Raw genomic sequence first — 24,829 nt, 5'->3', positions numbered from 1 at the left:
TGGACTAAATGACAGTAATTTATGAAGGTTCTTGTGTACTTGAAGTTGATGGGCAAGAAGTTGAAATCACGAAACTAGATGTTAAAACGCTTACAGGTCGAAAGCTAGTTAAAGCGATGAACTCTCAGGGACGAGCAAAAGGTTACACAAAAGGTATTAAGGAATATTCCATCACGATTACAGCCGTTGAGCCGACAGACGGAACAGAAATCGACTGGGATAACATTGAAAATTCGAAGCTAACTAAATATCCATTAGATAATAGCGAAAAAAGAACGTCTTATTTAGGCTGCTTTTCTACAGAAGTTGGCGAGTCTTATCAAGTAGATGGTGAATCATTGCGAGATATTCAGCTCCATGCTTTACGTAAGGTAAAAGAATAATGAAAGTAACTCTAAATATTGGTATTGACTATAACGGCAAAATTATCCGTGATTGTACAGTACAATTTTTGACAATGGGCGGGCAATGTACAGCTCAAGAGATGATTGCTGATCTTTGCATCAGTGAAGACGAAGAGGCTCTATCTCAAAGAGAGAAAACTTTAATAGAAATGGCTTATCTCTCTCAGCAAGTAGAATTTGATGGCATTCCTCACTGTGATGTAGATGCAGAATTTTTACTTGATAACCTTACGACGGATGATTATTGGCAGTTGGTTGAGGCAACTTTGGAACTACGAAAAAAGCGGTTAGAAAATGGGGTGAGCCAAAGCGAGATAAAAAGCCTATTAAATCCAGATTTGGCGTAACGGAAGCCTTTAAGCAGTACCGCCAAGCAGTTATTTTGCTCTCAAAATTTGCAATGACTGCTGAGCAAGTTTGGCAAATGCCCGTCTTGGAAGTGTTTGCTTGGATTGAGAGCTACTTAGAGATGGAAGGCATTAAAACTCCGCACGGCTCAATGGGAGCGAACAACGTGGAAGTAAAGCATGAAAGTTATGTCTTTACTCGACGAGGCAAAATTAATAAATAGGGGCGAAAGCCCCTTTTTTATAGGTTTAAGACAAGTTTAAAGAGTATTTAAAAATGGCAAAAAATATGAAAGTACAGCTGGAATTAACAGCAAAAGATAGTGCTTCACCTGTTTTAAATCAGGCAGCTAAAACAGCAGAAAAAGCCTTTAAAGATACTGAACGTGCAGCACAGCGAAGCGGTAATGCACAATCACAAGCAGCACAACAGGCAGCGAACGCTACTCAAACGTCAAACAAGAAGATTGAGCAAAGTTACCGTAATGCACGCAAGGTTGCGGCAGATGTCGCCACTGCACGTGAAACTTTAGGGGTACGTTCAGAAAATGCAATTCAGCGTGAAATTGAGCAAACTCGTGCGGCTTACGACCGATTAAAACGATCCGGTGTTGCATCTCAAAATGAGTTACGTAGAGCATCTGAAGCCACTAAACAGCGTGTAAAAGAATTAAATGCTGAGTTAGGAAAAACTAGCTTTGGGGATAAAGCTGCAGGTTTAGGGCGAGGCTTAATGAACGTCGGCGTAGGACTTGCGGCAGGCGCAGCTGTAACTAAGCCTAAAATGATGGCGGCTGCTGAATATGATATGGCATTAGCTCGTGTTGCTGATACGGGATATTCGGGCGGCACAATCGAAGAAAAAACACAAGGTAAAGAAAAAATTCACCAAGCTATTAAAGGTTCTATTACGCAATCGGGTGGTACAAAAGAAGATGCATTATCTGCTATTAACGAGTTAATGGCGCAGGGTCAAGTTAGTGTAGATGATGCTCTCTCGTTACTACCAACTATCCAACAAAATGCAACAGCGACCGGAGCATCAACATCAGAGCTAACTAGTATGATTAACTCTATGTTGCGTTTTGGTGTCAAGCAAGAAGAGATTCAAACAGCACTAGACTACATGAACGCTTCAGGTAAAGCTGGTGGCTTTGAGCTTAAAGATATGGCGCAATATTTCCCGCAAATCCTTGCTAACGCTGGCGCAAACGGTTTAAGCGGGCTGGAAGACTTGAAAAAGGTCGGAATTAATTTACAACAAGTTTATGGTGTTTCCGGCGGTGCGGCAGAAACCGCTACTAATTTAAATAACTATTATTCAAAGGTAAAAGCGACAAGTACGGCGGATAACGTTGAAAGTATTGAGTTTACAAACGCTAATGGCAAAAAGCAGTCGATTGATATGAAAAAATCGATGCAGAAATACATGAAAGAAGGGCAAAATGCCTCAGAAGCTCTGCTTTCAATTATCGGTGATATTTTAAAAAATGATAAGGAATACCAAAGTCTTTTAGCGCAATATCAAACAGCAAAAGATGGTGATAAAAAAGCCATTATGCAAAAAGTATCGAAATATATTGAAGGGACAAAAGTCGCCGAGATTATGCCGGATTTACAAGCAGGATTAGCGACTTATGCAATGCTTAATGATAAAACGACTGCTGAAAATGTAAATGTTCAATATAAAATTGCAGATAAAGGTAACTACAACAAAGAGAGCTTTGAGTGGATTAGCCAACAAAGCGCTTTCAGTTTCCAGAAAGCCAAAAATAACCAAGAAATGGCACAGCTTGAGAATTTCCAAAAATTAAATGACATGACAGCAGAAGTTGCAAAAACTTATTCGTCATTAGCACAAGAGTTTCCTAATTTAAATTCTGCTCTTGTTGGAGCAACGGACGCTGTTATTGCATTTGGTTCAGCTCTGGCGGCATCAAGTGTGCTTGATTTATTAACCGGTGGCAAAGCTAAAAGTGGCGTATTAAGTAAAGTGGCTGATGTGGCAAAAGGCGGTATCAGTGGGGGTGCTGTTAAAGGTGCTGGTGGTGCGGGTCTTTTGTCAAAACTTGGCATTGTTGGTTTGGCTTTTACACCGACTGAAGCGAATAAAGGCGAGCAAGCATCTCTCGATAAAATGTTTACAGATATGAAAGCGAAAGGCAATTACCCAGCACCTAAAATGAATGCTCAGCCTAGCGCTCAAAGTTCTATTCTGTGGAATTTACCGAATGTTATCGGTACTTTAAAACCTAAAGTGGAAGCAACATCTCAAGTATTATCAAACTATCAAGCAGATTTTCAAGGCTTTGGTCAAACGATTTCGGCAGGACTACAAGCTGGACTCGCATCGCAATCTCATACGATTGCTAATCAGATTACTGTAGAACTAGACGGCTCGGTGGTGGCAGAAAAAGTGTCTGAGTATCAATTTAATTTTAACAAAAGGATGGCGTCGTAATGAGTGGTTGGACAATGCCGATTCAGCAAGCAAGTTTTAAAGGCGTGAATTTTGATGTGCTAGCCGTAGATGATAATTTCGAACGAGCTGTTGTGCCTCATTCTTATCCATTTGTAAATGGAGCAGATCTTGAGGATATGGGATTAAATCAGCAAACTATTCGCTTGCAGGCAATACTCTATGGAGATGGCTATTATGCGGATTATAAAGCCTTTTTAGCGGTAGTACAAAAACGTGGGGCTGGTGTGTTAGTCCACCCTGTGCGTGGACGTATGCCAAATATGATGTTGCTATCGGCAAACCTCAGGCACGATGCCGAAAATGTGAATTATGTTTCGATTGATCTTAATTTTGCCGAAGCAACAGAAATGCAGCCGATTTTTGTATTTGAACATAGTTTGCTCTCTCGCATTGATAAGTTTTTGCTGCAAATTGAAAGTTTTGTGGAAAAAGTGACCGCTTGGTGGGCTAAAAATATGGAAATGGTCGTTGCAACTCATAATGTTAAAAAGCGGTTGCTCTCTCAATGGGCGGCTATTTTTTATATGGGGGAGCAGCTATTTAGCTTATTGAATTTTGACAATAGTCTCTATGATTTGCCGTTAGGGGTGACGAAAGCCTCGTTTTTGCCACAAAGCAATGAGGCAATCCGTTTATTTTTTCAAGCTTTTATGAGAGCGGCAGACAAATACCGCTTTGGCTCGGCATTAAGTGTTAAATCTGCATTTAATGATTTAATACGAGAGTTTGACGAGGTTGCAAAAATCCCACGTTTACTCGAAACCAAGCAAACACAGCGGATTAGCTCAGCAGCTCAATTTTTTAAGCAGCGTGAGAGACAAAGCCAAGGTTATTTATCCACACAATTTAAGCACGCTGATTTGCAAGTTTTGGGCTGTGCATTGCAGTTAATGAGTTCTGCGGTACTGGCAAAAAGTGCGGTGCAGATTATTGAGGCGCAATCTGAGGAGCTGACTCCGGCAGAGATTGAGTATATTACTACGCAAGCCAGATTAGCTATGCTCAAAAGCCTTAATTTAGTACGCGCAATGCAACAAGCCTCTCAAAATAATGTTGCCTTCAATGAGCCGAATAACGGGCTTTATACCGCTATACACGAATTAAGCGAAGCGTTGCGAGACAGTAGCTACGAGGTAATGCAGATCGCTGTATCGGCAATTAATCAAAAACCACCTTTAATTGTTAAGGAGGTTAGCGTTAATGGCACATTACAGCAGATTGCACATCATTTTTATGGCGACTACAGCCGGTCTGATGAGCTGTTGCGCCTTAATCCACAAATTCGACAACCGAATTTTATTGAGCGTGGCACATTGTTAAATTGTTATTCGGAGTAGGCAATGTTTGAGAATGAGATTGTGGTGGAGATTGATGGCTCTCAGCATAAAAACTGGAAAAGCTATGATATTGACAGTGATTTTTTAATTCCTGCTGATAGCTTTAATTTTGAGTTGGGTAAATCCAGCAATTTAGAGGTGTTACCCAATTATTCAGGCAAAACGGCAGTAGTTAAAATCAATGGTGAAACGGTACTTACCGGCATTGTAGATACTACACACCACACTATTAACAAAAGCGGGCGTGGTTTTAGCCTGAATGGGCGTGATAAAGCCTCTATTTTGGTGGATTGCTCTGCCCCGATTACCAATGTGCAAGGCTTGTCTTTGCTTGATGCTGTCAAGAAAATCGTTAATCCGCTTGGGATTAAAGAGGTACAACTGAAAGCCGAGAAAAACCCGACTTTAAGTAAGGTGGATATTGATGTGGGCGAATCAGCGTGGGAAGCCATTATGCGATGTGCTAACTCCGCCGGCTTGCATTGTTGGTTTGACCCTAAAGGTGTGTTGATTGTGGGCGGAGCAGATTATGCTCAACCACCGGTAGCAACGCTCTATTGTGTTAAAGAATCGGGCGATACCCGCAAAAATAACTTTGTGGATGCTACGCTTTCTTATGATGTATCGCAAAGTTATTCGGAAGTAACTTTTCTTGCTCAAAAACACGGCAAAGATTCTGATAATGCCAAGCACGATTTTAAGTGGGTTTATAAAAACGATGAAATGGAGCTTTATAAGCCTAAAACTATTGTACTAGGCGATGTGGAGAACCTTGAAGCCTTGATGAAACAGGCGAAAAAGCAGGTGTCAGATTGGCAGTTAGAGTCGTTTAGCCTCACCATTATTGTGCCTGACCATAAAACCAAAGACGGCACGCTGTGGCAAGCGGGGCAACGGATTCACGTGGTGTGTGAGGAGTACGATTTAGACGGCATTTTCTTTCTGATGGGGCGGCGTTTCCGGCTCTCTCGCAGCGGAGGCACAACCACCGAACTACGCTTAAAACTGGACGGTGTGTGGACTCCGGACGCTTATCAAGCCAAAGCGGAAGAAGCTCGTAAGCGTAAGGGCAAGAAAGGCGATAAAGCCTCGAAAGCCAAAACCAAAAAAGGACGTAAGAAAAAAGAGCCAGTTGAATATGTTGGGTCTTGGGAGTTGGGAAAATGATGCGTAAATTAGCAAAACAGACTAGAGATGTCGCTAAAAATGTTCAGAGCGGTATGCGCTCGGCATTTCGTGGTGTATTGAATTTGGTTAAAAGTAGTAGTGATATTCAGCAAGTACAAGTTTCCGGTTTGGCTGACGAAACTATTCAAGATGTAGAGTTTATGCAACATTTTGGCTTTACCTCCGTACCACCGGCAGGTACACAGGTGGTAGTTATTCCACTTGGTGGCAAAACTACGCACGGCATTGTTGTTGCAACCGAAAATGGCTCTTTTAGAGTTAAGAATTTAAAAGGTGGCGAAACAGCTATTTACGATTCAAGCGGCTCAACCATCATTTTAAAAAATGGACGGGTCATAGATGTTGAGTGCGATAAATTTAATGTTAATTGCAAACAATATAATGTAACCGCAACAGATAGTGCCAATTTTACTACACCAAAATTAGAGACTGACCAGCAATTTGTCGCACAAGGTAAAATGAGTGGTAATGGTGGCTTAGCCGTACAAGGTGGAGATGGTGCTAGCTTTACTGGTTCTGTTGTCCAAACAGGAGGTGATTTTACTACTGACGGCGATGTCAATGCTAACGGCACATCACTCCGCTCTCACGCACATAATGAACAAGGCGACGGTAAACCAACATCTCAGCCAATTTAATCTTATAAGCGGTTGATTTTATAAAACTAATTGACCGCTTACCTCTTGTTGAACTCCCTCCCCCTCAATCCTTATTTAAATCTCTGTAACATAGCAATATGGACAGAGAAATCAGCCCGCTCACTCGGGACTATACAAGTGAAAAAATAGATACACTCCAAAATGCTGTGTATATCAGATTAACAACCCCTAAAGGCTCGTGGTGGGCAGATGGGCGTGTAGGTTCTCTGCTCCATCTTATTCAACGTGAGAAAGATTTAAGCCGTGTGGCGCTGTTAGCCCAGCAGTACGCCGAGGAAGCATTGCAGCCGATTACTGATGACGGACGGGCGAAAAGTATTGTGGTTACACATGAGCATCCGAAAGATGGCTCGTTAAATCTTAATATCCAAGTCACGGATAATCGTGGCAAAACCTATCAATTTAAACATAGCGTAAAAGTGATTTAAAAATGTTTATTACTCCCACTTTAGATGAGATTCGAGACAATATTTTGCGAGATATTACCTCGCTTGAGCCGACAGCAGATATTGCTGTTGATTCAGATAATTATGCTCGTGCCAGCAGTTTAGCTGCGGTAGCAGAAGGTGTGTACGCTCATCAAAAATGGGCAATTAAGCAATTTTTCCCAGATACAGCAGATAGTGAATTTTTAGAAAAACACGCTAGTTTGCGTGGCATTAAACGGCGTAACGCCACCTATGCCAGCGGTTTAGGATTGGAGGTGTTTGGTAACACAGGCTCTCATATTGAGGCTGGTAAGCAGGTGGTGACCGCAGACGGGCGATTTTACGAGGTGATTGAGGCTGGGACGATTGGTGATTCGTCCGTTGTTTTAAGAGTCCGGTCGCTTAGTATGGGGGCAAATCAAAATATTATTGCCTCTACACCGGCTAATTTTACCGCAGCACCGGTAGGCGTAAAAACTGCCTGTATATTGCGTGAAATTGTCGGCGGTACTGATGCGGAGAGTGATAGCTCTCTACTTGAGCGTTTGCTTAATCGTATTCGCAGACCACCTGCCGGAGGCAATCGCTACGACTACAAAGAGTGGGCTTTAGACGTTGACGGTGTTGAGGCTGCTTTTGTTTACCCACTCCGCCGTGGTTTAGGCACAGTTGATATTGTGATTACCAGTAATAATGATTTACCGAGTGATGAGACAGTCAATAAGGTGCAAGCCTATATTGATGAAGTCCGCCCTGTTACCGCCAAAGAGGCAAAAGTCATTAAGCCAACCGCCAGACGGATTAATTTTAACATCCAAGTTAAGCTAAGTGGCGTGAGTTTAAGTGCGATAACGGCAGAAATTAAAACCGCTCTAGGGGATTATTTTAACCAATTAGCCCCTGCTGATAGCGTGATTGTCTCTCAATGCGAGGCGATTGTGAGTGATTTAATCGGTGTGGTTGATCGCAAAATTACCTCACCTCTTACTAATTTACAAGCAGATTTATCGCAAAATGTGGAATGGTTTAGGCTTGGCACGGTAAGTGTTGAGGAGATGAGATAATGCCGGAGTTATATCACGCCGAGATTTTAAAAAAGCTCTATCCTCCGGTCTCCTATGATATTAACGGCGAGCAATTTATCGTGCAATGCGAGGTAGATGGTCGTTGTTTTGACCGTTTGCAGGCTAGTGCCGAGCAAATGTTAGCAGCAATTGAGCCTAACACTTCTCGCACAATGTTAGCCGATTGGGAGCGTGTATGTGGGATTGCAACCGATTTAAGCAAATCCTATAGCGACAGAGTTAAGCGGGTAATTATCCAGCTTAATGCCGTGGGTGGCTTGTCTATCCCTTATTTTATCCAACTTGCCGAGTCTATTGGTTACAAAATTGAGATTAAGGAGTTCTCTCATTTAGCTAATGATTTACCTAACGCTGGCGATATACCCATTCAGAATTCCCCTCCGGAGGTTTTGAGCTATATGTGGCGAGTCGATGTTAAAAATGCTGATGACAATATCACCCGATTTCGTGCCGGGCAATCTATGGCTGGTGATCGCTTAACTGATTTTGGCGACCGAATTTTAGAGGAGTTTTTTAAGGACTTAAAGCCGGCTCATACCTATTGTTATTTTGCCTATAAATAATACCGAGACCAAAAAAATGAAAAATAAATTAGCTAATATTAACTCAAATAACGGCCGTTTTATTGATGGCAACCCTAACACCGGCACGCTTGGTACAATTGTAACCGCAGAGTGGCTCAATGGTGTACAAGACCGTATGCAAGATGTATATGAGGAGCTACGCAATGTATTACTGCTTGGCAATTTGCAACCAGATGGGCAACGACAAAACCAAGTTGCAGAAGCAATTAAGGCATATTGCAATAATATTAATCTTAAGGTGCAGTCTAATACTCGTAATTTTGACAACTACATCCCTAACAGCAAGAAATCAAATGCAATCAACAGCAATAGTGCTGACACTGTTGCGACAAGTAATGCTGTTAAAGCAGCTTATGATAAAGGAGTTGAAGCAAAAAATATTGCTGAGAAAGCTTACAAAGTCGATAGTACAAATCAAAACAAGAACTTAAATGGTTTACTTGGGCAAAACACAGTTTTCGGGATTGCGGGCAGAAATGCAAATGTCACGGGGCTGGGCAATATATACAATTATGGTTCGGGAATAGCATTTAGCGCGTCAAGCGGAAACGCAATGTTGTATATCCCTCATTCTCACAAAACTGTTAACCACGGAGTGTGGGTACAGTCAACTTTTGCCGGAAACAATGCAGAGCCAGTATGGCGCCGAATCGACGGAGCTGATTTTGCGGATATCAGAGACAATCCACTCACAGAAACTGGCAACACTTTGAAATATCGTAAAAGATATATCGGGGTACAAGTCGATAGCGGAGCTTACGGTGGATTAGATATTACTCGCAGTGATTCTAACGGAAGCTGGTCTTCGAGATTCGAAGCTTTACCAGACAGAAAATGGAAATTCTGGACAAATTCTGACGGTAAGGGGTTTGAACAATATTTGCCCGCTAAAAATGGCACTATTATTTTAGATGTTGACGCAGATAGAGATGCAACACCCAACCAATTGGTAAGGAGAGATGGTTCAGGGGATGTAAATGGTCGCTTATTTCGATCCACTTACCAAAACCAAAACACAATGAGTGGGGCAATTGCTTTTAGAATTAATAATACAGGAGATAATTATACTCGTTATTGTGATAATCCGGCAGCCGTGAGGACGTGGTTGGGAGTGGATGTGATTTACCAAAAGATCGGCAATTTCGAAGTGCGTAAATACCCCGACGGGACGATGATACAGACTCACGTATATGAAATAAATGATTTAACGAATTGGGCGGAGAGAACATTCAGTTGGGCTGTAGCGTTTGTTGCGTCACCGTTGCTTTTTGAAAAAATAACGACATCTGCAACAACAGATACAATAGCATCAGCAAACATACTGAGTAAGAGTAATGCAACTAGCGTGAGTTACATATTCTACGAACGACACGCTATAAATCAGGGCAAGTGTCGCGTGCAATTTTTAGCGATAGGACGGTGGAAATAATGACAATTTACTTTAAAGATGGTGGTTTTTATCAAAGTGACAACGGTGGTTTTGTGCCGGATGGAGCTGTTATCGTTAAAAACGATGATTATATTTTACTAATTGAAGGTCAAGCTAGTGGTAAGCAGATCATAACAAATAATAATGGTTATCCGGTGTTAATTGATCCAAGACCAAGTCCGTATCACACACTTAACGGCATACAATGGGAGATTAATAAAGAACAAAAAGCAGCTAAAAAAGCAGAAGAAATTTCAAAAGTAAGAGATAAAATCAATGCGTTGCGAGACAAGAAAAATAGCACTGGCGTTTACGTCGAGTCGCTCGGCAAGTGGTTTGATAATAACGAGCCCGCATATCAAAACTTGCTTGGATTTAAAGCAAGCATTGATTTAATTGGTGACACAAAAACAGCTTGGATTTGCGCCGACAATTCAGTCATGCCGAATTTTGGCAAGTCAGAACTTACTGCAGTAATTGCTAAAATCATGCAAGACAAAACTGCTAATGTGCAAAATGCGTTAGTACATAAAATGGCACTTGAACACACAGATAATCCCGAAGAGTACGATTACTCAACAGGCTGGACAAAAACTTATGAAGACTACATAAAGGAGCAACAAGATGAAAAGTAAATTTAAAAACTGGTGTTATCATGTACTAATTGCTATCGACCAGTTGGCAAATGCACTGACTTGCGGCGCTGCGGACGAAACATTTAGCAGTCGTTGCTATCGTGGAGCAGTATTGGAAAAAGAACCCAAAAAACGCTGGCGCTTTTGGTATAAGTTCGTAAATAGTTTATTTCTCGACGAAAAACATTGCGAAACCGCATACAAAAGCGAACTAAATCGTAAGCAATATCCGCCAGAGTTTAGCAAACTCTAAAAATATAGCGAGGTAAGCTATGCTGCAACATCACTTACCTCGGCTCAACGCAAACCAAACTTGCATTGAACGGCTGCTATACCCTTGTTCGAGGGCTATTGCAGAATAACATAAATCAGTAAAACTGCGAAATGTAACAATGCAAAATAAAACAGAAATCAGATGTCAATGCTGCAATAAATTGCTAGCCATCGGCATAGCAATCACACTTGAAATCAAGTGTGTGCGCTGTAAAACAATTAATAAATACTAAATTTTGATTTGAGTGTCGGAGCGCCAAGAGTGCCGGAACGCCATAGATATAAGGACTTAAACTATGGCAAATCAGACTCACTTTAAACAAGCTCCTCTTCCTTTTATTGGTCAAAAGCGGATGTTTTTAAAACAAGTTGAAAGCGTTTTGAATCAACATATTGACGGGGATGGTAAAGACTGGATTATCGTTGATGTGTTCGGAGGCAGTGGCTTATTAAGTCATACAGCTAAACGTGTCAAACCAAATGCGACGGTTATTTATAATGACTTTGACGGTTACTCAGACCGCTTGAAACATATTGATGACATCAATGCTTTAAGACGTATTATCTATAATATATGCGTAGATATTATACCAAAAAATAGTCGCCTTAGCAAGGAATTGAAAGCTAAAATAATCAATGAAATCAATCAGTTCAAAGGTTATAAAGATTTAAATTGTCTTGCAACTTGGTTGTTATTTTCAGGTCAGCAGATAGGTAGCTTTGATGAGTTATATGCTAAGGAGTTCTATAATTGTGTACGCATGACTGATTATCCGCAAGCCACCGGCTATTTAGATGGCTTAGAGATTATGAGCGAGTCGTTTCACACTCTAATCCCCAAGTTTGCAAATAAGACAAATGTATTACTATTGCTTGATCCGCCATACTTATGTACTCGTCAGGAGAGCTATAAGCAAAAAAATTACTTTGATTTGGTTGATTTCTTAAGGCTAGTCAATTTGACTCGACCACCTTATATTTTCTTTAGCTCAACAAAGTCGGAGTTTATACGCTTTATTGATACAGCGATTGAGGATAAATGGAATAACTGGCAAGCGTTTGATGAGTATAAACGTATAGTTGTGCATGTATCAGCAAGCTATACGGGCAAGTACGAAGATAATATGATTTATAAATTCTAGATTTAAACCCCCTTTAAAGTGATTTTAAAGGGGGTTTTACTTGCGATATATTTTGCATAACTCTTTTTTCTATATGCAAAAAATTCTGCGATTCTATGCAAAAAATTCCACGCCCTTACATGGGCAACGAAAAACATAAGCATCACCCTGTTTATAAAAAATCGTAGAATTATGTTTTCTCACCTCTGTCCTCCAAATCTACATAAATACCACTTCGCCTCGCTATGCATTTTTAAATTTAGCTCAATAAGAAGCCCTCAATTTGAGGGCTTAAGTTTTTACTAAGAACATACAGCAGAAACAAGTTTAACCAACTCACCTTTTTATACTAATTATCGGCAGATTTTCTTAGAACCAGAAATAGACCCATCGTTACAAACGAATTTACCGCCGGAGCAATGAGAAATACCACCTTTTTTACCTGAACAAGGTTTTCGACCACGCTCAGCCATTGCTGAATCAGCAACCATCATTAAAGACGTGGCAAGCAAAATAGCAGAAATAAACTTTTTCATATAAGACCTCATTTTAATAACTAAAAAAATTAACCTAATTTCTTAATTTTCATTTGAGAAAACTCCACTTTCCCGTGAATAGATAGTTTTCCCTCATTTTCTTTGGTGATTTCCCATGGGTGATAAAATTGATTGTCAGAAATTACAAGTAATCTATCACCGGCAAGCTGTAAACGCTTCACATAAAGCATTTCGCCATAACTGAATACATAAATTCCATCACCTTGATACACTGGTTTGTTCGTATCAACAAATAGCAAATCACCACTATTAATAGTTGGTTCCATTGAATCACCTGTTACATTGATAATAGCAAGCCCTTGACTATTCGTACGTTGGAAAATTTGCATGAAATAAGTTGGGTCAAATTCGATTGCATGCGTAAGCTCTGCCAAATCACCTACAAATGTTCCATTCCCAGCTGAAGCAAACACATCTAGCACATCAAGTCGAATTCTACTTTCTTCAGGTTCACTATAAGCGGTCGGATTTCCTGCAAGATTTGCAAAATCGGGCGCTTCCCCTTTCCCTGTTTTTAGCCATTCTGCTGACACACCTAAGGCATTGGCAATCTCAATGATATTTTTAGGCGAACGAGTTTCTCCACTCACTATTTTAGCTATAGCGCGCTGACTAACTCCTATCATTTTTGCAAAAGCATTCATAGATAATTTTTTTTGAGCCAATAAATTACTCAAACGGCTTGATAAATTAGACATAACGCCTCCTTAATTCAAAATATTAATACTTTAGTTTTAAAAAAACATTAAGATAATTGTTGCAATATTAGGACGCAAGTATTAATATGTTTGAAACTTAAGTTCGAGGCACTTATGAATGAGACAATAAACAAAGCAATAAATATTTTAGGCAGTCAAACCGCCTTAGCTGAAGCTTGTGGCGTTACTCAAGGGGCTGTCCGTAAATGGCTAAGAGGCGGTGGTATCGACAGCAAATATTTACTAAAAATCGAAAAAGCCACTGGTGGTCAAGTAACTGTAAGAGAAATTTGTGAGGAGTTTGAAGCAGAACAAGCAACAAAATAATTAAAAATCTAAACCGCTTACCCGTGGCAAGGTAGGCATAAGCAAACGTAAAAAATAACCGAGCAAATGTTGGGGAACGTAAGTAAGGTTAATTGGGGTTAAATATGAAGGTTAATGTGCAATGCAAATATTGCAAAAGTAGCAATTTAAGCGTCCGGACATCGGAAGCGTTAAGCGTCAACACGGTTAAATCAATCGTGTTTTGTAATAACTGCCATCGTGTTGAAATGACGGTTATTTCCGAAATCACAAACGTGAAGTTAGCAAATTATCACGAATCAAAAGAAGCTTTGGTGGCAACAAAACCGCTAAAAGACATCGACCCGAATCAGCAGAATTTGCCGATTTAATTCATTCACACTGATTACAAATAACGACTTTTCACTTCATTTTTTTATGAGGTGGGATTTTTGCAACCAAAATTTAGGAAATTGAACAATGAGTAAGCAATTACATTATCAACATAAGAGCCGCTGGAAGCGGTTTAAAAATATGAACAAACGCCGAGTGAATCAGTTTTTGCTCGAAAAACGAGTGCAAAATCTTGAAAGCAAATTAGCCGATAAAGTTGAGTTAGCAAAGCTGAATAGTGAACAGATTGAAGACTTGCTCAAGCAGTTGGAACGAAAAGTAGGGTTGGTGGTTAGGCAGAACCAGCAGTTAAAAGAACAGTTAATTCTTTTAAAACAAAAGAAACAGAAACCGAAGAAGAAAACACAGAAAGAATCATTATTCGGGCTTTTTAAAGAATTGTTATGCGGTAAGTAAGTATGGATATTCAGGCAGAACTAGCAAGACGACAAGCGGAATCATTAAAAGAGATTCAGTCATTAAGAGAACAAGGCGAAACGGATGAAACGCTGTTTGCTGCGCTTTCTCGTCGTAAAGTCGTTCAGCCGAAAAGTACGAAGCAAGACGTGATTTTTAACTTAGCTTTCGAACGTTGGTGGCAAGCTGAAAATGCGCTTATTAAAAAGATGATTTGCGCATTGGCTTTTAAAGATTTCGATGCCGAACCGAAAGCGGCAAAGGAATATAGCACTAAAGAGCGCCGTGCGATTATTGCAATTAGTGACAGTATCGGCGGAGCAAATCAACGCCGGCAACACGAAGTAAGCAAAGAAAGACGTTTTGAAAGAATATGTAATGTAGGGTATGCGGCTGAAAGCACAGTTGGACGTGCTGAAGTCGCTATTCCAAACCGAATTTTAAGGGGGATGAAATGAGCAGTAATCAATTTAAAGCAAATCTGTATCACGCCATGTGGTGTAAATATGGCAATTACTATGCGTTTTTAGCTTATCAGCGGTTTGCGCAGATGTTTGTGGAGGAAGTCAATAATGGCACTGCTCTCCAATCATAAATTTGTGATCCGTCAAAGCGGTTCCGTTTTTACTTTACACCGAAAAGTAAAAAGTAGCTGCGGGGATGTATTAGACGAGGTTTTAGTCGGGACCTTTTTAAAACTTGACCATGCAATTTCTAAATTTTTTCAGCAATCCAATATTTGTAAAAGATGAACGCTCAATTATTTAATACTCACGATGATTTGCTTGCCGGGCCCGCTTGGGACTGGTCGGCATATTATGCACGTGAAGCACAGTTGAACGATCAGTTTTTGCAAAATCAGCAAGCAATCCGACCGCTTGAGGTAAACCCCGAAGCGGTTAAAGCATTTCAGAAAGACCAGTTTTTAGAAGCTCATAAAGGCGTAGTTACCGATTTACAGCTTGAGTTATTCGACTTACTGCCGAAAAACACCTTTGATTACGTTGAATCTTTAATTCAGCGTTTGCCACGCCAACGTCAGCGTGAATACTTCCGCAAACTCTACTTGCGTGAATATCGTTCGGTTAAAGATGACGGTTCGATCGGTTTTGAGGTTGGTAACAAACAACGAGTGCACGCCACTACTTTTTTACGTGACTTGGTTGAATCTCGCTTAAACAAAGTGTTTGCGCAATATCATTTTAATTTAGATTGGATTCAACTCTCTCCTAAGGCCCGTATGCAATGGGCTGACAATCAAGCTAAACAGTTAAAGGCTGCGGCAACCATCCGTCAGTCTGCTTTGCCGTTTTATCTTATCTCTCAGTCAAAACTGGAGGTATTTGCGAATAAGCTCGCAGATATTTTTAGCATGACGATTCGCGATCTTTTCACAGAGTGCGCCAACAGTGGCAAAAGCTATTCCGATGCGGAAGCGGAAGGCGTGCTTATTGCTATTTACGGCGAATGTGGCGCACTCTGTGAAACGATTGGTTTTGATATGCCGTATTGGGCGGCTTTTCAAAAGTGCGGCGAAAAACGAAAACCGAACATTAAAAGTATTGAAATCGCTTTAAATAAGATTTCATTTTCCGGCTTTTGGAAAAAGCTATTTCAAAAAGCTCAAAAGCAGATGATTGAGCATTTAGCGATTGCTTGCGGCGATGTGCGCAAAGATGTTGCGCCTTATATTTCAAATCATGCGTTCGGCGAATGGCGCACGCAAATGCGTAAAAACTATGATTTTTTACGTAGTCAGATTTTAGTAAACGTGGACAACCCGGATGAACAAATTGAGTTGTTCGATATGTTCTTGCGCTCATCAACAAACCCAAGTTTGCGCCGACTAGAAATGATGACCCGCTTGCGTGGTGTTGAAGAGTGGGCGGAAGAGAACTGCTACGAAGCGTTATTTTTAACGCTTACTGCGCCCTCTTCTTTTCACGCGCAACATTCTAAAGGTGGTCAAAATAAAAAATGGTCAGGCGCTAGCCCGAAACAAACTCAAGCTTATTTAAATAAGGTTTGGGCGCAATATCGCGCGCTTTTAGCAAAACGTGACATTGATTTTAAAGGTATGCGAGTTGCGGAGCCTCATCACGACGGCACGCCGCACTGGCATTTGCTTTTCTACGTTCAAACTAAGCATATAGACGAGGCGATGGCACTTTTCCGTGAAAAAGCCTTAGAGGTGGACGGGGATGAAAAAGGTGCGGAAGAACACCGCTGCAAAGTTGAACGTTGCGATAAATCGAAAGGTTCGGCTACTGCTTATATCGCTAAGTATATTTCTAAAAATATTGATGGTTTTGACGAGTCAGACTCATTCTCAGATGAGGTAGAGAGTTTATCACTCAAAGATAACGCTAAACGTGTGCGTGCGTGGGCGAGTCTTTGGGGCTTCCGTCAATTCCAGTTTTACGGCACAGGCTCAATTAGCGTGTGGCGTGAATTACGTCGTTGTCTTGCAGGGCAAATCAACGATGAGAAACTCGAAGAAATGCGTTTAGGTGCAGACCTGGGCGACTATGCTTTTTATATGGAAAAGCAAAATGGTGGCGCACGCAGTGATGCGGTTGCGGTAATCCATTACGAGCAAATGGAGGAAGGAAAATTCGGAGAACCAAGAAAAAGAATTGACGGCTTACGCAATGCGGCTAAGTCGATTAATGATTTCGTTAAAACTCGTTTGAAGCGTTGGGCTAAAGTTCGCAAAGTTGCGGATTTAGACAACAATCAAGCGAGCGAGAGCGAAGCTACAAGTACGGAGCGCAGCTCCGCTTGGACTTGTGTCAATAACTGTAACCTAAATACGGCTGAATTTTTGCAAAAAAATAGCGAAGCCGTGAATCGTTTAAATTTTGCACTTAAATTGCGTGGAATCGGTGGGCGTTGGATAACTGACGAACGAAAAAAACGCTTAATTTTAGGCGAAACAGTAAGTTTTATGGGTAACGACAGCATCAGATTTGATGGTGTTGAGGTTGAGATTTGTTAAAAAGTGAGGTTACGTAATGAAAATTTTGTATTGGATTTGTTTACATTCACCCAAGGGCGAAAAAATTTATTTTAATGTTTCACACATCACGAAAGTTGGCGAAACGACATTAAATAAAGCTAATTCGTATGTTAGTTCTGTTGATGGTACTAAATTTGTAAAAGAAACAACTAGCGAAATAATGAAGCTTTTGGGGGATTTATGGCAGGAGTAAATAAAGTAATCATTATCGGGCATTTGGGGCAAGACCCTGAATTACGCACAATGCAAAACGGCGAAGGGGTTTGTTCGATGTCGGTCGCTACGAGTGAGAGCTGGACCGACCAAGCCGGAAATAAAGTGACTCGTACGGAATGGCATAAAATTGTAATGTATCGAAAACTCGCCGAGATTGCCGGCAAATATTTGCGTAAAGGCTCGCAGGTTTATATTGAAGGGAAATTACAAACACGTAAATGGACCGACCAAAACGGCGTGGAACGTTATATTACAGAAATTATTGCCGGCAGTATGAATATGCTGGGTAGCTCGAATCAGAATCAAGCACAAAACAATGCTGGCAAACAGAATAAATCACAAGTGATGACGGAAGAAGAAGCTCGTGAAGCACAGCAAGTGCAGAATAATTTTGATGATATTCCGTTCTGAGAGGGAAATAATGAAAATTGCTAAAACAAAACCACCGGAAGAATGGAGTGGTGAATATTTATTAGAGTGTTTACACAGTCTAAATAGTAAATCTCAAATTGAATATTTGATGTATTGTAATTTTATTAAAAATATGCCCGATGGCAGAGTAAAAATTAAAGTGTTCGGTTCACGATTTTCGATGGTCGGAAGCAGAATCCGATATGTTGATAAAACAAGAATACATGAATCAAGCATACTAGATAAATTCAATTTAGAGTGGCGAAAACAATAAGGATTTTAATATGAACGAAAATACTATTAATCAAATTGCAAACTGGTTTAAAACGGCAGTGCCAAATCCAACAGCTGGCAATAAGTGTGTACAGATTGGCTGTCATTTTGAAGAAGCTTGTGAAATGATGAATGTTTTTTGTACTTTTGCTGCTGCAGAGGAACTCTATGAATTAAGTGAGTGGTTTAAAAGAAATGATTCACTTGAAGATTTAGTGGAGCTAGATAATGAAGACAAAGTTGAATTACTGGACGCACTTTGCGACCAAATTGTAACAGCTATCGGTGTTGCGCATATGTTCGGTATGGATATTCAAGGTGCGCTGCAAGAAGTAGCAAACAGTAATGACAGCAAATTTGAGGATGGATCGCCAGTATTTAACGAACACGGCAATTGCAAAGGGTAAGCATTATTTCAAGCCAAATCTTGAGCGTTTTGTTTAGAGGGATATAAGATGAAAATTATTTCAGCGAGAGTAGCTAGAAACTTAAATTTAGTTTGTGATTGTTTTGTCGGTGACTCATCAAAATGTATCGTATTTTTTACAAATATAAAGACCAATAAATCACAACGAATTTTTGAAACAGAATCAGCATTTGAAGCAGAAGAATACTATCAAAAAGTAAAAGATGTGATGCGTTGGAGATAAGTAGTATGGAAAACAGATTGATTTCTATTAATAACCAATTAAATTTTTTTAACAAAGCAGAAAAGAATTTAAATGAGCAATTAGAATTTATCCGTGATTCTATTTATGCTTTAAAAATTGAAAAAAAAGCACTAGAAAACAACGTAATTCTAGGAAAAACAATCGTTGAATATTATGTTGGAAGCAGAAAGTGTTCGGCAGTCATTGCGTCAATGGATGAACATTTAAAAGTGAGAAAATTCAATGTTGGGAATTTCTTCGTAATTCGAAAGATTAATAAAGACTCAACGTTAAGTGGCAATACAGGATATTTGCTTAATAATTTTAAAATTGTTGGAAATTATGAGCATGGCAGCAAACCGGTTGTTTTTCTTGATGAGTTTTCTAAATTTGAAGCGGAGGATAAATCATGATTAATAATGGAAGCCAAGACATCGAATTTTTACGAAAAAATGAAGTGATGAAACTTTTTAACGTAAGTCGAGCTGTTTTTGACCGTTGGCAAAATCCAAAATCTGAATACTTCCGTGAGGATTTTCCTAAAAAAATTAAATTTAATGGATTAGTTTTTTACGTAAAAGAAGAAGTTCAGCGATATATGCAGAAGTTGATTGATGAGAGATAAATAAAAAGCGAGATATTAATATCTCGCTTTTTTGTTAGGGCCATTTTAAACCGCAATCGGCAATAAATTGACCCCAGTTATTCATCACTTTTCTTCGCTCATCAAGATAGTTGTAGCGGTTATAAGTCTCTTCGAGTTTATTTCCGATACTGTGCGCAAGAATAGATTCACTCACGGCTGTCGGCACGCCCTGCTGTGCACACCACGTCTTTAATAATGCTCGCATACCATGTGACGTAAATCGCCCTTTATAGCCATTGCGGGCCATTGTGTTGTTTGCCGCTTCGCTGCTCTGTGGTTGGTACGGCTTATTAAAGTTTGGAAATACGAAACGATAACGGCCTGTAAATGAGTACATTCTTTTTAAAATTTCGACCGCTTGCGGAGATAGCGGCACAGTATGGGGGCGTTTTTTGTCTTTATGCCCTTTCATTTTTTCTTTTGGGATGCACCACAACATCTTTTCAAAATCAATTTCACTCCACTCTACCGATACGGCTTCCGCTGGACGAACGCCGGTAAGCAGAGTCCAAAAGACTAAGTGAATATTGATGTGCGATGATGTCGAGCCGGCTATTCTTCGTATAAAATTCGGTAATTCCTCTATTGCAATCGTCGGGTTTTTGGAAGCTGGTTTGTAATGAAATGCTTTTTTCGCTTTGTGACAATTATGAAATTCAATTAAACCGATGTTTTCGGCATAATCCATGATTCCTTCTATACTTCTTAGCGATTTTTCGATTACCGATGTATGCCCCTTCCGGTAAACCGGTTGCAATACTTCCACAAGCAAACGAGAATTAATATCTTTAATCGGTCGAGCACCAAGTTTAGGGAATATGTGTTTATCAAGTCGTCGCCACTCATCAAACATCGTTTCTTCTTCAACTTTTTGCGATTTAAATGCCTTCCACTTTACCGCGATTTTATAAAAGCTATTTTCAATACGATCAGCTTTTTCAGCTTCTTTTTCTCGTAGATATTTTTTCGGGTCTATCCCGTCAGCAAGCAACCCACGATAAAACTGTCGTAGCTGACGAGCTTCTTTGAGTGATATATCCGGATAATCTCCAAGAGTGATAGACGTTCTGGATTTTGTTATCGGTCGCTTGTAATCAAGTCGCCATTTTTTCGAAGTATTTGTGATAAAAAGAATTAATCCCTCTCCATCTCTTAATGGACTTTGTTCGGGTGTTGCATTGTTGATTTGTTGCGCAGTTAGAGGTTTTATTATTACTGCCATTTTTCGCTCATCTCCTTGAGTACGATGGAATTTTTATACTCCATTTGTACTACCATTTTTTTGAGTAACATTGAGCTAAGCTGATCTTCGTAGATCGTTGTAAAAGACAAAAGCCTTTGATTTTCTTAGCATTTCTTATGTTTTGAGCGTTGGGGAACGTAATTTTTGGAGGCGTGTACCGGAGTCGAACCGATCTACATGGATTTGCAATCCAGTGCATAACCGCTTTGCTAACACGCCGTATTGAATAGATTTAATGGAGCGGGAAACGAGGCTCGAACTCGCGACCCCGACCTTGGCAAGGTCGTGCTCTACCAACTGAGCTATTCCCGCTTTAAGGCTTTGTTCGTAAGGAACGAGGTGCATTTTACGGATTTTCAGACCTATGTCAAATGCTAATTTGATTATTTTATTTCAAATGCTGAAAAAAAGATCACAATGCTGAAAAATTAATAAATATAGCGCTAATTAGTTGATTTTATAAGCATAAATCAAGTTATTAATCCGATCTTTTAGCATATAAAAAAGCGGTTGAAATCTGCTATTTTTTTGCAAATTTCAACCGCTTGTATAAATAAGTTAAATTAACCTATTAGCGTTTTTTCGCTTTTGCGTTTGGTAAGTCAGTGATAGAACCTTCAAACACTTCCGCTGCTAAACCTACAGATTCGTGTAATGTAGGGTGAGCGTGGATAGTTAAAGCGATATCTTCCGCATCACAACCCATTTCGATTGCAAGACCGATTTCGCCTAATAATTCGCCGCCGTTGCTACCTACGATTGCACCACCGAGTAAACGATGTGTATCTTTATCGAAGATAAGTTTAGTCATACCTTCTGAACACTCAGAAGCAATCGCACGACCCGATGCAGCCCATGGGAATTTCGCCACTTCAAAGTTTAAGCCTTCTTGGCGACATTCTTTTTCTGTTTTACCTACCCAAGCAACTTCCGGCTCAGTATAAGCGATTGATGGAATCACTTTCGGATCGAAGTAGTGTTTTTGACCTGCAATAACTTCTGCAGCAACGTGACCTTCGTGAACACCTTTGTGAGCTAACATTGGCTGACCAACGATATCACCGATAGCGAAGATGTGTGGTACGTTAGTACGCATTTGTTTGTCAACTGCGATAAAACCGCGGTCGTCAACATTTACGCCAGCTTTACCCGCATCGATTAATTTACCGTTTGGTACACGACCGATAGCAACTAATACCGCATCATAACGTTTAGTATCGTTACACGCTTTACCTTCCATTGAAACATAGATACCGTCATCTTTCGCTTCAACTGCGGTTACTTTAGTTTCAAGCATTAACTTGAATTTTTTCTCGATTTGTTTGGTGTAGATTGCAACAATGTCTTTATCAGCTGCAGGAATGACTTGGTCAAACATTTCAACCACTTCAACTTCTGAACCTAAAGCGTTATATACTGTACCCATTTCTAAACCGATAATACCGCCACCCATTACGAGTAATTTTTTCGGTACTTCTTTTAATTTAAGCGCATCTGTTGAATCCCAAATACGAGGATCTTCGTGTGGGATAAACGGAAGCTGAATCGGACGAGAGCCCGCAGCAATAATCGCGTTATCGAATTTAATTGTTGTTGGATTACCGTCACGGTCACGAGCAACTAAAGTATTCGGATCAGTAAATGCTGCTAAACCTTCTACTACAGTTACTTTACGTGCTTTAGCCATACCTGCTAAACCACCGGTTAATTTAGAAACAACCGCTTCTTTACCCGCACGTACTTTATCTAAATCAATTGTTGGTTCACCAAAAGTTACACCGTTTTTCTCTGCATGTTTTGCTTCTTCAATAACTTTTGCAACGTGTAATAACGCTTTAGATGGGATACAACCTACGTTTAAGCACACACCACCTAAAGTTGAGTAACGCTCAACAATTACAGTTTCTAAGCCTAAGTCAGCACAACGGAATGCTGCTGAGTAACCGGCAGGACCTGCACCAAGCACAACGACTTGCGTTTTAATTTCTTTGCTCATATTTATTCCTTTATTGTAGGGACGCAATGTTTACGTCCTTGGACACACACAGTGTGTCCCTACGATACAAGCGGTCAATTTTGCAAAATTTTTTACAAATTTAACCGCTTACCTATTACATAACTAAGCGACGAATGTCTGCTAATACACCATTGATGTAGCTTAAGAATCTTGCACCATCAGCACCATCGATTACACGGTGGTCGAATGATAATGAAAGCGGAAGCATTAAGCGTGGCTCAAACTCTTTACCATTCCATACCGGTGCCATTTCAGACTTAGATACGCCTAAAATTGCAACTTCCGGTGCATTCACGATTGGTGTGAAGTGGGTTGTACCGATACCGCCAAGGCTTGAAATGGTGAAACAGCCGCCTTGCATATCAGAACCAGAAAGTTTACCGTCACGCGCTTTCTTAGAAACTTCCATTAACTCACGTGAAAGTTCGATAATACCTTTCTTATTCACATTTTTGAACACAGGAACAACTAAACCGTTTGGTGTATCCACCGCAACACCGATGTTGATGTATTTCTTAATTGTTAATTTTTGACCGTCTTCAGAAATTGAGCTGTTGAAACGTGGATATGCTTCTAATGCTTTCGCTACCGCTTTCATAATGAACACAACCGGTGTGATCTTCACATCAAGTTTTTGTTTTTCAACAATCTTGTTCTGTTCTTTACGGAACGCTTCTAATTCTGTGATATCTGTACGATCGAAGTGTGTAACGTGAGGAATCATTACCCAGTTACGGTGTAAGTTCGCACCAGAAATTTTATTGATACGGCTTAATTCTACTTCTTCAACTTCACCGAATTTGCTGAAGTCTACTTTCGGCCATGGTAATAAGCCTAAACCTGCACCGTTTGCAACACCGTTACCCGCTGCCGCTGCAACAGTACCTGTTTCAAACGCTTTAACTGCAGTTTTAACGTATGCTTGAATATCTTCTTTAACAATACGACCTTTACGACCTGAACCTTTCACTTTATCTAAGTTCACACCGAATTCACGTGCTAAACGACGAATTACCGGTGTCGCGTGTGCATAAGCACCTGCCGCTACTACCGCATCTTGGCTTAAACCAGAAACGTTACCGCCTTGAGCCGGTTGTGCAGATTGTGCCGCTGGCGCTGCTGCTTGAGCAACTGGAGCAGGAGCTGCCGCCGGTGCCGCACCTTGAACTTCAAATTTCATGATTAATGAACCGGTTGACACTTTATCACCAGATTTCACTAAAATTTCTTTTACAACACCTGCAAATGGTGCCGGAACTTCCATTGAAGCTTTGTCGCCTTCAACAGTAATTAAAGATTGCTCTTCAGATACTGTATCACCAACATTTACCATGATTTCAGTTACGTTTACTTCATCACCGCCGATATCCGGTACATTTACTTCTTTGATTGCTGAAGTTGTTGCCGCTGGGGCAGTCGCTTGAGCCGGAGCTTCCGCTGCAGCTGGCGCTGCTGACGCAGTTTCAAATTTCATAATTAATTTACCGGTTGAAACTTTATCGCCTACGTTGATTAAGATCTCTTTTACTACGCCTGCGATTGGTGCCGGAACTTCCATAGAAGCTTTATCACCTTCTACATTGATGATTGATTGATCAACTTCAACTGAATCACCAACTTTAACCATAATTTCGGTTACGTTTACTTCGTCTGAACCGATATCAGGCACATTCACTTCAACAACTGCTGATGCCGTTGCTACAGGTGCCGCTGCTTGAGCCGGCGCTTCTGCTGCCGGAGCAGATACTGCTTCTGCCGCTTCTAACACTAACATTGGTGAGCCAGTTGTTACTTTATCGCCCACTTTTACTAAAACTTCTTTAACAATACCTGCTTCCGGTGCCGGCACTTCCATTGAAGCTTTGTCGCCTTCTACATTAATAATTGATTGATCTACAGTAATAGTATCGCCTACTTTAACCATTACTTCGGTTACTGATACTTCATCCGAACCGATGTCTGGTACATTAATTTGTTTTGACATTTTGGTAATCCTTCATTGTACAAGCGGTCAGTTTTGCAAAAAATTTTG

At 40.4% G+C, this 24,829-nt stretch carries 33 protein-coding genes and 2 tRNA genes; 28 read left to right on the top strand and 7 right to left on the bottom strand.

Annotated features, from left to right (window positions below; all coding sequences use genetic code 11):
* Nucleotides 1-8: 8 nt before the first annotated feature.
* From EL121_RS10595 to EL121_RS10530, 15 genes are all read left to right on the top strand, one after another.
* Complete coding sequence (locus tag EL121_RS10595) at nucleotides 9-383, top strand: hypothetical protein (protein ID WP_039196610.1); 375 nt, start codon at nucleotides 9-11, stop codon at nucleotides 381-383.
* Complete coding sequence (locus tag EL121_RS10590) at nucleotides 383-751, top strand: hypothetical protein (RefSeq protein ID WP_039196607.1); 369 nt, start codon at nucleotides 383-385, stop codon at nucleotides 749-751. The genes EL121_RS10595 and EL121_RS10590 overlap by 1 nt, the downstream gene beginning before the upstream one ends.
* Before the next feature lie 53 nt (nucleotides 752-804).
* Nucleotides 805-975: a hypothetical protein gene (locus EL121_RS11595; RefSeq protein ID WP_164997542.1), complete on the top strand. Its 171-nt coding sequence runs from the start codon at nucleotides 805-807 to the stop codon at nucleotides 973-975.
* 53 nt (nucleotides 976-1,028) lie between these two features.
* Complete coding sequence (locus tag EL121_RS10585) at nucleotides 1,029-3,212, top strand: phage tail tape measure protein (protein ID WP_039196606.1); 2,184 nt, start codon at nucleotides 1,029-1,031, stop codon at nucleotides 3,210-3,212.
* Nucleotides 3,212-4,570, top strand: a complete 1,359-nt coding sequence (locus EL121_RS10580) for a DNA circularization protein (protein WP_039196603.1) — start codon at nucleotides 3,212-3,214, stop codon at nucleotides 4,568-4,570. The genes EL121_RS10585 and EL121_RS10580 overlap by 1 nt, the downstream gene beginning before the upstream one ends.
* A gap of 3 nt (nucleotides 4,571-4,573) precedes the next feature.
* Nucleotides 4,574-5,737: a phage baseplate assembly protein gene (locus EL121_RS10575; RefSeq protein WP_039196600.1), complete on the top strand. Its 1,164-nt coding sequence runs from the start codon at nucleotides 4,574-4,576 to the stop codon at nucleotides 5,735-5,737.
* Nucleotides 5,734-6,396 (top strand): phage baseplate assembly protein V, encoded by a 663-nt coding sequence (locus EL121_RS10570; RefSeq protein WP_039196599.1) that lies wholly within the window; start codon nucleotides 5,734-5,736, stop codon nucleotides 6,394-6,396. Before EL121_RS10575 ends, EL121_RS10570 begins: the two co-directional genes overlap by 4 nt.
* Nucleotides 6,397-6,494: 98 nt before the next feature.
* Nucleotides 6,495-6,845 (top strand): phage GP46 family protein, encoded by a 351-nt coding sequence (locus EL121_RS10565; protein ID WP_039196598.1) that lies wholly within the window; start codon nucleotides 6,495-6,497, stop codon nucleotides 6,843-6,845.
* Between the two features lie 2 nt (nucleotides 6,846-6,847).
* Entirely contained in the window at nucleotides 6,848-7,909 is a 1,062-nt protein-coding gene (locus EL121_RS10560) for a baseplate J/gp47 family protein (RefSeq protein ID WP_039196589.1), read from the top strand.
* Nucleotides 7,909-8,493: a YmfQ family protein gene (locus tag EL121_RS10555; protein ID WP_039196587.1), complete on the top strand. Its 585-nt coding sequence runs from the start codon at nucleotides 7,909-7,911 to the stop codon at nucleotides 8,491-8,493. The genes EL121_RS10560 and EL121_RS10555 overlap by 1 nt, the downstream gene beginning before the upstream one ends.
* A gap of 16 nt (nucleotides 8,494-8,509) precedes the next feature.
* Entirely contained in the window at nucleotides 8,510-9,943 is a 1,434-nt protein-coding gene (locus tag EL121_RS11645) for a tail fiber protein (protein WP_197050935.1), read from the top strand.
* Nucleotides 9,943-10,578, top strand: coding sequence for a DUF4376 domain-containing protein (locus tag EL121_RS10545; RefSeq protein WP_039196584.1), 636 nt, complete (start codon nucleotides 9,943-9,945; stop codon nucleotides 10,576-10,578). Before EL121_RS11645 ends, EL121_RS10545 begins: the two co-directional genes overlap by 1 nt.
* On the top strand, nucleotides 10,568-10,831 hold the full coding sequence (locus tag EL121_RS10540) for a hypothetical protein (protein ID WP_039196582.1): 264 nt from the start codon (nucleotides 10,568-10,570) through the stop codon (nucleotides 10,829-10,831). The genes EL121_RS10545 and EL121_RS10540 overlap by 11 nt, the downstream gene beginning before the upstream one ends.
* Before the next feature lie 139 nt (nucleotides 10,832-10,970).
* A complete protein-coding gene (locus tag EL121_RS11765) occupies nucleotides 10,971-11,084 on the top strand; it encodes a Com family DNA-binding transcriptional regulator (protein ID WP_081978351.1) in 114 nt (37 codons plus the stop codon).
* Nucleotides 11,085-11,147: 63 nt separating this feature from the next.
* Entirely contained in the window at nucleotides 11,148-11,993 is an 846-nt protein-coding gene (locus EL121_RS10530) for a hypothetical protein (protein WP_039196581.1), read from the top strand.
* A gap of 332 nt (nucleotides 11,994-12,325) precedes the next feature.
* On the opposite strand, the gene EL121_RS10525 is transcribed toward EL121_RS10530, so the two are convergent.
* Together EL121_RS10525 and EL121_RS10520 are read right to left on the bottom strand one after the other, a co-directional pair.
* Nucleotides 12,326-12,508: a YdcA family protein gene (locus EL121_RS10525; protein ID WP_039196580.1), complete on the bottom strand. Its 183-nt coding sequence runs from the start codon at nucleotides 12,506-12,508 to the stop codon at nucleotides 12,326-12,328.
* 29 nt (nucleotides 12,509-12,537) lie between these two features.
* Nucleotides 12,538-13,227, bottom strand: coding sequence for a LexA family transcriptional regulator (locus tag EL121_RS10520; RefSeq protein ID WP_039196578.1), 690 nt, complete (start codon nucleotides 13,225-13,227; stop codon nucleotides 12,538-12,540).
* Between the two features lie 114 nt (nucleotides 13,228-13,341).
* On the opposite strand from EL121_RS10520, the gene EL121_RS10515 reads away from it, so the two are divergent.
* The 13 genes from EL121_RS10515 to EL121_RS10465 all read left to right on the top strand — a co-directional run bounded on the left by EL121_RS10515 (nucleotide 13,342) and on the right by EL121_RS10465 (nucleotide 19,516).
* Nucleotides 13,342-13,554: a transcriptional regulator gene (locus EL121_RS10515; protein WP_039196576.1), complete on the top strand. Its 213-nt coding sequence runs from the start codon at nucleotides 13,342-13,344 to the stop codon at nucleotides 13,552-13,554.
* Between the two features lie 227 nt (nucleotides 13,555-13,781).
* Nucleotides 13,782-13,904: a hypothetical protein gene (locus EL121_RS11715; protein ID WP_269419893.1), complete on the top strand. Its 123-nt coding sequence runs from the start codon at nucleotides 13,782-13,784 to the stop codon at nucleotides 13,902-13,904.
* 88 nt (nucleotides 13,905-13,992) lie between these two features.
* Nucleotides 13,993-14,322 (top strand): hypothetical protein, encoded by a 330-nt coding sequence (locus EL121_RS10510; protein WP_039196574.1) that lies wholly within the window; start codon nucleotides 13,993-13,995, stop codon nucleotides 14,320-14,322.
* 2 nt (nucleotides 14,323-14,324) lie between these two features.
* Nucleotides 14,325-14,780 carry a hypothetical protein gene (locus EL121_RS10505; protein WP_039196573.1) on the top strand — a complete coding sequence of 152 codons (456 nt, stop codon included), beginning with the start codon at nucleotides 14,325-14,327 and terminating at the stop codon, nucleotides 14,778-14,780.
* On the top strand, nucleotides 14,777-14,917 hold the full coding sequence (locus EL121_RS11590) for a hypothetical protein (protein WP_156112312.1): 141 nt from the start codon (nucleotides 14,777-14,779) through the stop codon (nucleotides 14,915-14,917). The genes EL121_RS10505 and EL121_RS11590 overlap by 4 nt, the downstream gene beginning before the upstream one ends.
* 153 nt (nucleotides 14,918-15,070) lie before the next feature.
* A complete protein-coding gene (locus tag EL121_RS10500) occupies nucleotides 15,071-17,320 on the top strand; it encodes a replication endonuclease (RefSeq protein ID WP_052190377.1) in 2,250 nt (749 codons plus the stop codon).
* Nucleotides 17,321-17,336: 16 nt separating this feature from the next.
* Complete coding sequence (locus EL121_RS10495) at nucleotides 17,337-17,534, top strand: hypothetical protein (RefSeq protein ID WP_039196571.1); 198 nt, start codon at nucleotides 17,337-17,339, stop codon at nucleotides 17,532-17,534.
* A complete protein-coding gene (gene ssb / locus EL121_RS10490) occupies nucleotides 17,522-17,968 on the top strand; it encodes a single-stranded DNA-binding protein (RefSeq protein ID WP_039196569.1) in 447 nt (148 codons plus the stop codon). Before EL121_RS10495 ends, ssb begins: the two co-directional genes overlap by 13 nt.
* Before the next feature lie 10 nt (nucleotides 17,969-17,978).
* On the top strand, nucleotides 17,979-18,242 hold the full coding sequence (locus EL121_RS10485) for an acylphosphatase (RefSeq protein ID WP_039196567.1): 264 nt from the start codon (nucleotides 17,979-17,981) through the stop codon (nucleotides 18,240-18,242).
* Between the two features lie 10 nt (nucleotides 18,243-18,252).
* Nucleotides 18,253-18,648 carry a nucleoside triphosphate pyrophosphohydrolase family protein gene (locus tag EL121_RS10480; protein ID WP_231554685.1) on the top strand — a complete coding sequence of 132 codons (396 nt, stop codon included), beginning with the start codon at nucleotides 18,253-18,255 and terminating at the stop codon, nucleotides 18,646-18,648.
* 48 nt (nucleotides 18,649-18,696) lie between these two features.
* Nucleotides 18,697-18,891, top strand: a complete 195-nt coding sequence (locus EL121_RS10475; RefSeq protein ID WP_039196566.1) for a hypothetical protein — start codon at nucleotides 18,697-18,699, stop codon at nucleotides 18,889-18,891.
* Nucleotides 18,892-18,896: 5 nt separating this feature from the next.
* On the top strand, nucleotides 18,897-19,304 hold the full coding sequence (locus tag EL121_RS10470; protein WP_039196564.1) for a hypothetical protein: 408 nt from the start codon (nucleotides 18,897-18,899) through the stop codon (nucleotides 19,302-19,304).
* Nucleotides 19,301-19,516, top strand: a complete 216-nt coding sequence (locus tag EL121_RS10465; RefSeq protein ID WP_039196562.1) for a helix-turn-helix transcriptional regulator — start codon at nucleotides 19,301-19,303, stop codon at nucleotides 19,514-19,516. The genes EL121_RS10470 and EL121_RS10465 overlap by 4 nt, the downstream gene beginning before the upstream one ends.
* 34 nt (nucleotides 19,517-19,550) lie before the next feature.
* Here the strand turns inward: EL121_RS10465 and EL121_RS10460 are convergent, their stop codons facing one another.
* From EL121_RS10460 to aceF, 5 genes are all read right to left on the bottom strand, one after another.
* Nucleotides 19,551-20,759 (bottom strand): tyrosine-type recombinase/integrase, encoded by a 1,209-nt coding sequence (locus EL121_RS10460; protein WP_039196560.1) that lies wholly within the window; start codon nucleotides 20,757-20,759, stop codon nucleotides 19,551-19,553.
* A 166-nt stretch (nucleotides 20,760-20,925) separates the two neighbouring features.
* A tRNA-Cys gene (locus EL121_RS10455) sits at nucleotides 20,926-20,999 on the bottom strand.
* A gap of 17 nt (nucleotides 21,000-21,016) precedes the next feature.
* A tRNA-Gly gene (locus tag EL121_RS10450) sits at nucleotides 21,017-21,092 on the bottom strand.
* Between the two features lie 259 nt (nucleotides 21,093-21,351).
* Nucleotides 21,352-22,776 (bottom strand): dihydrolipoyl dehydrogenase, encoded by a 1,425-nt coding sequence (gene lpdA, locus EL121_RS10445; protein WP_039196558.1) that lies wholly within the window; start codon nucleotides 22,774-22,776, stop codon nucleotides 21,352-21,354.
* A 115-nt stretch (nucleotides 22,777-22,891) separates the two neighbouring features.
* Entirely contained in the window at nucleotides 22,892-24,781 is a 1,890-nt protein-coding gene (aceF, locus tag EL121_RS10440) for a pyruvate dehydrogenase complex dihydrolipoyllysine-residue acetyltransferase (protein WP_039196556.1), read from the bottom strand.
* Nucleotides 24,782-24,829: the final 48 nt, after the last annotated feature.

It is taken from the genome of Actinobacillus equuli, assembly GCF_900636745.1.
GTDB lineage: Bacteria > Pseudomonadota > Gammaproteobacteria > Enterobacterales > Pasteurellaceae > Actinobacillus > Actinobacillus equuli.
Note: the sequence above shows the minus strand (reverse complement) of the source record. Positions and strands in the feature narration are given on the sequence as shown.